Raw genomic sequence first — 10,687 nt, 5'->3', positions numbered from 1 at the left:
CCCCATGAAACCCTGGATCAAGCACTGCCCCCGCCCGCTCAAGCGCACCGGGTCCGCGAAGGCCGCCGCCGCCGTCGTCCTCGCCGCGACCCTGTCCCTGACCGCCTGCGGCGGGGACATCTCCTCAGCCTCGACCGCCTCCTCGGGCGGGGCCGCCCCGTGCGGGACGTTCAACATGGCCGTGAACCCCTGGGTCGGCTACGAGGCCGACGCCTACGTCGTCGGGACGCTGGCCAAGGAGAAGCTCGGCTGCACGGTGAACTACAAGACCCTCAAGGAAGAGGTCGCCTGGCAGGGCTTCGGCAGCGGCGAGGTCGATGCCGTCATCGAGAACTGGGGCCACCCCGACCTGACCGAGAAGTACATCAAGCAGCAGAAGACCGCCGTGGACGCCGGCCCGACCGGCAACACCGGAGTGATCGGCTGGTTCGTCCCGCCATGGATGGCCAAGCAGTACCCGGACATCACCGACGGGGCCAACCTGAACAAGTACGCGGACCTCTTCAAGACCTCCGAGTCCGGCGGCCAGGGCCAGCTCCTGGACGGTGACCCCTCGTTCGTCACCAACGACGAGGCCCTCGTGAAGAATCTCGGCCTGAACTTCAAGGTCGTCTACGCCGGCTCCGAGCCCGCCCTGATCCAGGCCTTCCGCCAGGCAGAGCAGAACCACACCCCCCTCATCGGCTACTTCTACGACCCTCAGTGGTTCATGGCCGAGGTCCCCCTGGTCAAGGTCAACCTTCCCGCCTACACCGACGGCTGCGACGCCGACGCCGCCAAGGTCGCCTGCGACTACCCGAAGTACGACCTGAACAAGATCGCCTCCACCAAGTTCGCCAACTCCGGCAGCCCCGCCTACAAGCTCGTGAAGAACTTCACCTGGACCAACGAGGACCAGAACACGGTCTCCGGATACATCGCCCGCGACGGCATGGACCCGGCTGCCGCCGCCAAGAAGTGGATCGACGCCAACCCCGACAAGGTCGCGGCATGGCTGAAGTAGCGACGGCGCCCGAAGAGGCTGGGCCCGACGCGGCCGCCGGGCCCGCAAAGGGCCTGTACGTGGACGGGGCCTGGCAGGACGCGCACGACGGCGCCACCTCCACCGTGCGCTGCCCGGCAGACGGGCGGGAGGTCGCCGTCGTCGTCTCGGCCGGCGCCGTGGACGCCGAACGGGCGATCGCCAGTGCCCGGGCCTCCTTCGACCACGGCCCGTGGCGGCGCCTGACGGACACCCAGCGCGGGGCAGTCATGCTGCGCGTCGCGGACCTCCTCGAGCGGGACAAGGCCGCCTACGCCCGGGCCGAAGCCCTGGACACCGGCAAGCGGCTGGTCGAGGCCGAATACGACCTGGACGACATCGCCGCGTGCTTCCGGTACTACGGCAAGGTCGCCGGACTCGACGCCGGCCGGGTCGTGGACACCGGAAGGCCGGGGGCGATCAGCCGGGTCGTGTACGAGCCGCTGGGCGTGTGCGCGCTCATCGCCCCGTGGAACTACCCCCTGCTTCAGGCGGCGTGGAAGGTCGCCCCGGCCCTGGTGGCGGGGAACTCGTTCGTCCTCAAGCCCAGCGAGCTCACGCCGTCGACCTCGATCCTGCTCATGGAGACCCTCGCCGAGGCCGGCGTGCCGGCTGGCGTGGCGAACCTGGTCACCGGGCGCGGATCGGTGGTGGGCGGCCCGCTGAGTGCGGACCCGCGCGTGGACCTTGTCTCCCTGACCGGCGGGCTGTCCACCGGGCAGACGATCATGGCCGCCGCCGCGCAGACCGTGAAGCGCGTGGCGTTCGAGCTCGGCGGGAAGAACCCCAACGTCGTCTTCGCCGACGCGGACTGGGACGCCGCCGTCGACAATGCCCTCACCGCCGTCTTCCTGCACTCCGGGCAGGTCTGCTCGGCGGGCGCCCGGCTCGTGGTGGAGGAGTCGATCGCCGAGCGGTTCGTCGCCGAGGTGGTCCGGCGGGCGAGGCTGATCCGGCTCGGCGGGCCGTTCGATCCCGAGGCCGAGGCCGGCCCGCTCATCTCCGCGAGGCACCGCGAGCAGGTGCACGCCTATGTCCAGGCAGGCCTCGCCGAGGGGGCGGAGCTCCTGTGCGGCGGGTACATCCCCGACGAGGGTGCCCTGGCCGACGGGTTCTTCTACCCGCCCACCGTGCTGGGGAACTGCCGCCGCGGGATGAGGGTGGTCCGCGAGGAGTCCTTCGGGCCCGTGCTCACGGTCGAGACCTTCCGCGACGAGGCCGAGGCGATCGCGATCGCCAACGACACCGAGTACGGCCTCGCCGGGGCCGTGTGGACCTCGGACGCCTCACGCGCCCAGCGCGTCGCGGGGGCGCTGCGCCATGGGACGGTGTGGATCAACGACTACCACCCCTACGTGCCCCAGGCGGAGTGGGGCGGGTTCGGCAAGTCCGGCATCGGCCGGGAGCTCGGCCGCGCCGGCCTCGACGAGTACCGCGAGGCCAAGCACATCTGGCAGAACATCGCCCCGGCCCCCAGCGGGTGGTTCGGGGGTTCGGCCCCCGCCTGACCACGGTTCAGGCCCGGGCGCCGCTCTGCCGGGCCTCGGCAGCGACGGCGATCGCCTCGGCCCGCGAGCCCACAACCGAGCTTCCTCGCCGTCACCGCCGTCAAGGAGGCCCACCCCACGAAGGTGGTCTTCGCGGACCTGAAGACGATGGACGCCGGCGAACCCGAGGCCGAGATCGCGTTCGAGGCCGGAGCCGACCTCGTCTCGGTCCTGGGCAGCGCCGACGACTCCACGATCGCGGGCGCCGTCAAGGCCGCCTGCGCAGACGATAAGACGCCCTGTCGCGGAGCGGAGCGCCTGTAGGCGTTCCGCTCTGCGGCAGGGCGTCCGTCGTGCTGTGCCGCTCAGGCGCGATCGTGGACCGGGGTGTGGCGCGCCGTCACACGTCCGTCGAGCGGGCGGTGCGCCGTCTCGGGCAGCAGCCACGCTGCGATCAGTGCCCCCGCAGCGATCACCGTCAGGTAGATCGCAGGTGCCATGGGGTTGCCGGTGGCCGCGATGAGCCATGTCGCGACGAACGGGGCGGTCCCGCCGAACACGGCGTAGCTGACGTTGTAGGTGATGGCCGACGCCGTGTAGCGCACCTCTGTGGGGAAGACCTCCGACAGAAGGACGGCGGTCACGACGTTCGCCGTCACCGCGCCGACCGCGAGCAGCGCCTGTCCGCCGAGTGCCATGCCGAAGGACCCGCCGGAGGCCAGCAGGTACGCCGGCACCGCGAGCGCGCCGAGCAGCACGGACGACGCGACCATGGTGGGCTTGCGTCCGATCCGGTCGCACACGCGGCCCAGGACCGGGGCGAGCGCGGCGGCGAACGCGAGGGCGATGACATTGCTGAACAGCACGAGGTCGGCGGGCATCTTCACCACCTCGCGCAGGAACGTGGTCATGTAGGTCGAGAACGTGTAGAAGCTCAGGGCGGTGAGGGCGATGTATCCGCCCAGGACGAGCATGGGCCGCCACTGGAGGGCGAACGTGCGTCGGAGCGGAGCGTGCTCCTTGCCCCGCTGGGCCTCGAGGGCCTGCTGGAACACCGGCGACTCGTCGAGGCGGCGCCGGATGTAGAACGCGACGATGCCGAGCGGCGCGGCGACGAGGAACGGGATGCGCCAGCCCCACTCGTTCATGGCTGCTGGGCCCATTCCTGCCGTGAGGCCCCAGCACAGCAGGGCAGCGCCCGAGAACGAGCCGAACGTGGCGGCGGGCATCCAGGAGGAGTAGCGCGAGCGCTGGTCGGCGGGCGCGTGCTCGATCACGTACGCGACGGCGCCGGCGTACTCGCCACCGGCGGAGAGGCCCTGGACGCTGCGGGCGAGGGTCAGCAGGAGAGGCGCGAGGACGCCCACGGCACCGAACGTCGGGAGGAGGCCGATCGCCATGGTGGCACCGGACATGAGGAGGACGGTCAGGGCGAGCACGCGCTTGCGCCCGATCCGGTCGCCGAGGACTCCGAACACGGCCCCGCCGATGGGCCGGAGCGCGAACGCGACCGCGAACACGGCGAAGGTCTGGAGCAGGCCGACGACGTCGTCGCCGGCGGGGAAGAAGGCGTGGGCGAGCTGCGTCGCGAGGAAGCCGTACACGGCGAAGTCGAACCATTCGACGACGGTGCCCGCGGCTGCGGCGCCGGTGACCTTGCGGAGCACGGACTGGGGGACGGGGGCGGTCGCGCCGCCAGGGGTGGAGGGGACTGCGGGGTTCATGGGGTGCTCCCGGGGAGGGTGGGGATCGTTCGGGGGCGTACGAGGTCCTCGACGCCATTATGCGGAGCGCCCGCCGTCGGACGAAGACGGCGGGCGCTGTACGGCACGAATCAGGCCGGGTCCGCGGGGGCCGCGACCTCGGGCTGGCGATCCGCGAGGGTCTTCGGGACCGTGTCCTCGAACTGCGGGAGACGGTTCAGATACTCCACCACCGAATCCGTGGATTCCACGTCGCCGAACTTGTTGTCGATGTCGTAGAGGTTCCACTGCACGACGCCCGGGACGCGGTCGCCGATGGTCTCCCTGGCGATGATCGGGCGGAAGCCCTTCGCGATCGCGTCCTCGACGGTGTGGCGCACGCACCCGGCGGCGGTCGCGCCGGTCACGATCAGGGTGTCGATGCGATTGGCGGTCAGGAAGAGCTCGAGGTTGGTCCCCGGGAACGCCGAGGCGCGGTTCTTCTCGATCACGACCTCGCCTTCCGCGGGCGCGATGCGGTCGTCGATCTGGGCCCAGTAGGAGTCCGCAGGGAGGGTCTCCACGGGGATCTTCGAGTACCACAGACCCATGTCGTTCGTCCCGGAGGAGGCGTCGCGGTTGCGGTACACGTTGGTGGTGTAGAAGACCGGGACCCCCTTGGCGCGAGCGGCCTCGTTGATCCGCTGGACGTTCGGGATGATCGTCTCCATGCCCGGGCAGCTGAACGGGTGGCCCGGACGGGTCCAGGCGTTGGCGAGGTCGATATGGATGACGGCGGGGCGGTTGCCGTAGCCGACCCGACGCTTGAAGCCACGCTCGTTGTAGATGTCTGTGCCGGCTTCGAAGGCCTCCTCCAGCACTGCTGCAAGGCGGGCTTCGATGTCCTGGTTCACTGCGACGTCCTGGCTCATGGTGTACTCCTTCATTTTGCTGTGTGTGGTAGGCATTTGCTGGCTTAGCAACAACTGGCAATCATGTGATCTGCACCTCATGTGTTGCTGTGTAGCCAATATATTTGCTTATACAGCAACGCACAAGAGGTGTGGAGGACTTTTCTTCTTGCGGCCGGGGGCTAGTCCTGGCGGACGGTGCGGGGGTTGACGTTCCTCGCGGCGAGGATGAGCAGCCCGGAGGCGAAGATCGGCACACAGCCGATCCAGAAGGCCGCGGTAGTCCAGCTCCAGCCGGCACCCAGGGCGAGCGTGATGAGGAAGCTGCTGAGGATGGCCCCGACCTGCCCCCCGGCGTTGATGATCGAGCCGCCCGTGGCACGGGTCCGCACCGGGAAACTCTCGCCGTTGAAGAACAGCAGGGCGGAGAACGGGCCGATGAGGAAGAACAGGCCTGCGCTGTAGAGGGCGACGACGATCCCGAAGTTGCCCGAGGGCGCGAGGAGCATGGCCGTGAACGACGCGCCGCACAGGATCCAGCCGAGGGCAATCGTGTTGCGCCGGCCGATCCTGTCGCCCAGCCAGCCGTGGAACACGTAGCCGGCGAATGCGGTGGCATTGGAGACGACGAGGATCACCAGGGCGTTCGTGAACGGGATGTCCTTGCCGTCCGGGGCGCTCAGGAGGGACGTGCCGAGGATGGCGAAGACGAGGACGCCGACCCAGTTGAGCAGGAAGGACAGGCCGATCACCACAGTCGAGCGCAGGGACTCGCCCCGGAACGCCTCGGCGAGCGGAGACCCTCCGCCCGTGTTCGCGTGCCGGTGCGCCTCGAACTGCGGGCTCTCCTTGAGCCAGCGGCCCGCGATGACGATGAAGATGGCCGGGAAGGCGGCGACGATGAAGCACAGCGCCCACCCGCCCACGGGGAACAGCAGGTAGATCGACGCCGCCGCGAGCACCGAGCCGATCGGCCAGCCGGACTGCACGAGGGAGTAGATCAGGCCGCGGCGCCTTGCCTTCTTGGGGTCGGTGTAGGCGTGGGCGAAGAGCTCGTTGAGGTACGCCGCGTTGACCGACTGCTCGGCGTAGCCGAGGCCGGCGGCCGAGCGCACGAGGATGAGGAGCACGACCCCGAGCCCGCCCACGACGCCGACGGCCCACCCTGCGACGGCCGTCAGGAGCGAGGCGATCGCCGCACCGATCACGGAGATCAGGATGCCCTTGCGGCGCCCGATCCGGTCCACGAGGGGGCCGACGGCGAATGCGACGAGGGCTGTCCCGGCCGTCACCCAGGTGTTGACCTCCGTGGACTGTGCGGGGGCCCAGCCGACCTCCGCCGCGAGGACGGGCAGCAGGTTGCCGAACAGGACGAAGTCGTACACGGCGAACGTCCACGCGAAGAAGCAGATCCAGGTGGCGATGCGGACGTCGCGCGCGGTGAGCTCTCCTGCGGGGGGAGGCGCCGCCGTCGTGCGTGTGCGCGGTGACCCAGACGCCGTCGTCGGGTCGAGGGTGCTTTCCATCGGTTCCATGAGTACTCCTGGGGTGAGGCGGTTATGGGTGGGAGGTGGGCATAGAAAGGGGCGGCCGGGAGGGACGCTGTGCGCCCCCCGGCCGCCCCAGTGAGTGGATTCAGTGCGGTACTGCTGGGTGTTGCTTTCCTAGAACGCGCTCAGGAAGCGGCGTGGACCGTCGCCGCGGAGCGGCGCTGCGCCGTGCGTGCGGCGTCGACGGTCATCGTCGCGGCATCGATCACGACGCCGTAGTCGCGCTCGGCGAGCTCGAGCGTCGTGAAGCCGTCGAGGACGTCCGAGAGGACCTGCTCCGGGCTGCGCTTGAGCGGGTCGCCGTAGCCGCCGGAGCTCGGGACCGTGATCTCGAGCGAGTCCCCTGCGTGCAGCTGGCGGGCGGTGACCTTGGACGGCCAGCTCTCCTCGCCGGCGCGCCCCGGGTTCTTCGTCAGCGAGCCGTTGAGCCCGTCGCGCCCGCCGAAGACGCCCCACGGCTCGTCGGACTCGTGCCGCTCGCCCTCGCACGTGACCACCGTGTCGGTGAGGAACGTGTTCTCGCGGACGATCCCGATCCCGCCGCGGAATTCGCCCGCGGCCGCGGGGTCGCTGCGGAGCTCGTAGCGGTCCGTGCGCATCGGGAAGCGCCACTCGAGCTCCTCGATCGGGTTGTTGCGGGTGTTCGCGATGAGGTTGTCCACGGAGTCCAGGCCGTCGCTGTCCGGCCGGCCGCCGTACGAGCCCTCGTTGACCTCGAGGTACACCCAGTACTCGCCCGCCTTCTCGCTCCAGCCCGAGTAGGAGATGAAGTGGATGTGGGCCGAGTTGCCCGCGGTGACCTGCTGCGGCAGGACTGGGGACAGTGCGCGGAGGGCGAGGTCGACGGCGCGCTGCACCTGGGCGAAGCGGGCGAAGCACGCCGCCGGGTACGTCGGGTTGAAGATCGTGCCCTCGGGGGCGATGACCTTGACGGGCTTGAGCATGCCCTCGTTCTGCGGCACGAAGACCTTGTGGGCCACCTCGTCGAGGAAGATCATGCGCGTGATGAACGTGAACGCCGAGACCGTGGTGCCTTCGAACGGGCAGTTGTACGCGGTGGGCACCTGGGGGCTCGAGCCGGTGAGGTCGTAGGTGATCTCGTCGCCCTCGATGATGACCTTGACCTTGATCGGCAGCTTCTCGCCGTAGTTCTTGCCGTCGTCGTCGAGGTAGCCGACCTCCGTCTCGTACACGCCGTCCGGGACCTTGGCGATCTCGGCGCGGAGCATCTTCTCCGAATAGTCGATCCAGCCCTGGCCCGCCTGCTCGATGGCCTCGCGGCCGTACCGGCGCGTGAGGTCGAGGAAGCGGCTCGTGGCGAGCTCGCACGCGGCGATCATGGCCTCGAGGTCGCCCGCGTTGTGGGTGGGCGTGCGCGTGTTGCCGAGGATGTGCTTCAGGAGCGACTCCTGCCGCACGCCCTTCTCCTGGATCTTGAGCGCCCGGAAGATCTGGCCCTCCGCCTTGTTGTCCACGATGTCGATGGCCAGCCCGGGGAACGCGCCGCCGATGTCGAGGAGCTGGCCGGACGCGCCGGCGAACCCGATCCGCTCGCCCTCGTGGAAGATCGGCATGATGATCGCGACGTCGGGGGAGTGGGTCGCCCCGAGGTACGGATCATTGTGGAGGATGATGTCGCCCTCGTGGATGTCGTCGCCCAGGACGCTGATGACGCCGCGGACGATCTTGGGCATGGCGCCCATGAACATCGGCGTGGAGTCGGATTCCGCGAGCACGTGCCCCTCGGCGTCGAAGATGCCCGCGCCGAGGTCCTCGGACTCGCGGATGATCGACGAGTAGGACATCCGGAACAGGACCGAGGCCATCTCCTTGGCCATGGAGTTGAACGCGCCGCCGATCACGCGCATGAGGATGGGGGTCGCAAGCTCGCCGCCTTCTGCGTCGGCCGCGGCCTTCTTCGGGCAGTCGATGACGATGTTGCCGTGCGGATCGATCGCGGCCGAGAAGTGCGGCGGCACGACGACGGTCGAGTCGTACTGCTCGATGATGGCAGGGCCCTCGATGCGCACACCCGCGCCCAGCTTGGAGCGGTCGTAGTACGGGGTGTCGAAGCCGACGGCCTTCCCGCCCTCGTCGAAGACCACCGACTGGCGGTCGACGATCGCTTCGGCGAGCGCCGTCGTCGTGCCCTCAGCCTTCGGTGCGGGCAGCTCGTCCATGGTGCCGATGCCCTCGACCCGGATGTTGACGATCTCGACGCCGCCGGTGGCGAAGCGGTGCCCGTACTCGGCCTCGTGCGCCTCGTGGAAGAGCTCGACGAGGCCCTCGAGCCACTCGGGCGTGACCTCGCCGTCGGGGACCTCGAAGCGGACCTCGTAGCCCTGGCCCTCGTAGCGGCCGTCCGCGAGGCGGCGCAGCTTCTGCCGCTCGGCGGGGACGCCGTCGGCGGAGAGCTGGTGCTTGGCCTCGAGCGCGAGGGAGTCGAAGCGGGACTGGAGGCCGGCGGCGTCCGCGTCCGGCAGCGAGTAGCGCGCAGTCGCGACGAACTCGTACTTCTGGTCCGTGGCCAGCAGGCCAGTCGCGGCGATGATGCCGGGGTGGGCCGGGACGAGGACATGCGGGATGTCGAGCTCGGCTGCGATCTCGCAGGCGAAGAGGGCCCCGGCGCCGCCGGCGGCAACGAGCGTGAAGTCACGGGGGTCGTAGCCGCGGCGCACGGAGTTGAGCTCGATGGCCTGGCTCATGCCGAACTTCTGGATCTGGAGCGCTCCGAGGGCCGCCTCCTCGATGCTCATGCCGAGCCGGTCCGCGACCTTGGACATCGCGTCGCGGGCCAGGTCGACGTCGAGCTTCATGTCGCCGCCCGCGAGGCTGCGCCGCGCCCGGAGGCGGCCGAGGACGAGCTGCGCGTCCGTCGAGGTCGGCTCGGTGCCGCCGTGCCCGTAGCAGGCGGGGCCGGGGCGGGCGCCCGCGGACTGCGGTCCGACGCGGAAGATGCCGCCGTCGTCGACGAACGCGATCGAGCCGCCGCCGGCGCCGATGGTGTCGATGTCCACCATCGGCACCATCGCCTGGTAGTCGCCGACCTTGGTGTCGAGAAGGTGGCGCATGCGCAGGGTGCCCTGCGGCGCGACGCCGATGTCCGCCGAGGTGCCGCCGATGTCCAGTGTCACGACGTTCTCGAAGCCCGCCTGCTGGCCGGCCCAGATGCCGCCGATGAGGCCGCCGACCGGTCCGGACATGAGGAGGTTGACGGGCTGCCTGGCGGCCTGGGAGATGGGCGTCATGCCGCCGGAGGACTGCATGAGCAGGACCTCGCGCTGGTAGCCGAGCGCCTTGACCTCGTTCGCGAGGCGGTCGAGGTACTTGGAGACCTTGGGGCCGACATAGGCGTTGAGTGCGGTCGTGGAGAAGCGCTCGAACTCGCGGTAGAGCGGGACGACCTCGCTCGAGACCGACAGGTACGCCTCGGGGAACTCCTCCGCGACGATCTGCTTGATCGCCTGCTCGTGCATCGGGTTGAGGTAGGAGTGGAGGAGGCACACCGCGATGGCCTCCACGCCGGCGTCCTTGAGCTGCCGGACGCGCTCGCGCACCTCGGCCGGGTCGAGCGGTACGAGGATGTCGCCGTTCGGAACGGTGATCCGCTCCTTGACCGTGAGGCGGTTGCGGCGCTTCACGAGAGGATGCGACTGCCACGGGAGGTCCTGCTGGAGCGAGAAGTTGAAGGGCTTCTTGTGCCGGGCGATGTGGAGGATGTCGCGGAAGCCCTCGGTGGTGATCATGCCGACCTCGGCACCGGTGTGCGTCAGGGCGATGTTCGTGGCCACCGTGGTGCCGTGGACGAGCTGGTCGATCTCGGCCAGGCTCGTGCCGGCCTTCGCGACGAGCCGGTTGAGGCCGTCGATCACCGCCCGCGAGGGGTCGTCGGGCGTGGAGGGGACCTTCTCGATGACGACAGCCCCGACTTCATCGTCGGAGAAGTAGAGGTCGGTGAATGTGCCGCCGACGTCAACGCCTATACGCTTCATGTGGCTTTCCTTTCGATGCTGCCGGTCGTGGGCTGATCGGCACG

The 10,687-nt window shown here is 69.6% G+C and carries 6 protein-coding genes and 1 pseudogene; 3 read left to right on the top strand and 4 right to left on the bottom strand.

Annotation, left to right across the window (positions count from 1 at the left end; all coding sequences use genetic code 11):
• Window positions 1–4 precede the first annotated feature (4 nt).
• The 3 genes and pseudogenes from ACQ5BE_RS11435 to ACQ5BE_RS11425 form a co-directional block, all read left to right on the top strand.
• Window positions 5–1,003 carry an ABC transporter substrate-binding protein gene (locus tag ACQ5BE_RS11435; RefSeq protein ID WP_430297142.1) on the top strand — a complete coding sequence of 333 codons (999 nt, stop codon included), beginning with the start codon at window positions 5–7 and terminating at the stop codon, window positions 1,001–1,003.
• The gene (locus ACQ5BE_RS11430; protein WP_430297141.1) at window positions 991–2,529 is read left to right on the top strand and encodes an aldehyde dehydrogenase family protein; all 1,539 of its coding nucleotides are present in this window, start codon (window positions 991–993) and stop codon (window positions 2,527–2,529) included. The genes ACQ5BE_RS11435 and ACQ5BE_RS11430 overlap by 13 nt, the downstream gene beginning before the upstream one ends.
• An 87-nt stretch (window positions 2,530–2,616) precedes the next feature.
• A pseudogene (locus ACQ5BE_RS11425) lies at window positions 2,617–2,802 on the top strand (orotidine 5'-phosphate decarboxylase / HUMPS family protein); the annotation flags it as partial.
• A 71-nt stretch (window positions 2,803–2,873) separates the two neighbouring features.
• Here ACQ5BE_RS11425 and ACQ5BE_RS11420 read toward each other — a convergent pair.
• From ACQ5BE_RS11420 to ACQ5BE_RS11405, 4 genes are all read right to left on the bottom strand, one after another.
• The gene (locus ACQ5BE_RS11420; protein ID WP_430297140.1) at window positions 2,874–4,232 is read right to left on the bottom strand and encodes an MFS transporter; all 1,359 of its coding nucleotides are present in this window, start codon (window positions 4,230–4,232) and stop codon (window positions 2,874–2,876) included.
• A gap of 110 nt (window positions 4,233–4,342) precedes the next feature.
• Window positions 4,343–5,122 (bottom strand): N-carbamoylsarcosine amidohydrolase, encoded by a 780-nt coding sequence (locus ACQ5BE_RS11415; RefSeq protein ID WP_430297139.1) that lies wholly within the window; start codon window positions 5,120–5,122, stop codon window positions 4,343–4,345.
• A gap of 161 nt (window positions 5,123–5,283) precedes the next feature.
• Window positions 5,284–6,636 carry an MFS transporter gene (locus tag ACQ5BE_RS11410; RefSeq protein ID WP_430297138.1) on the bottom strand — a complete coding sequence of 451 codons (1,353 nt, stop codon included), beginning with the start codon at window positions 6,634–6,636 and terminating at the stop codon, window positions 5,284–5,286.
• 140 nt (window positions 6,637–6,776) lie between these two features.
• On the bottom strand, window positions 6,777–10,643 hold the full coding sequence (locus ACQ5BE_RS11405) for a hydantoinase B/oxoprolinase family protein (protein WP_430297137.1): 3,867 nt from the start codon (window positions 10,641–10,643) through the stop codon (window positions 6,777–6,779).
• Between the last annotated feature and the right edge of the window lie 44 nt (window positions 10,644–10,687).

Source organism: Sinomonas sp. B1-1, assembly GCF_050474465.1.
In the GTDB taxonomy this organism is placed as follows: Bacteria; Actinomycetota; Actinomycetes; order Actinomycetales; family Micrococcaceae; genus Sinomonas; species Sinomonas flava.
The sequence above is the reverse complement of the archived record's forward strand: the minus strand, read 5'-3'. Positions and strand labels throughout refer to the sequence as shown.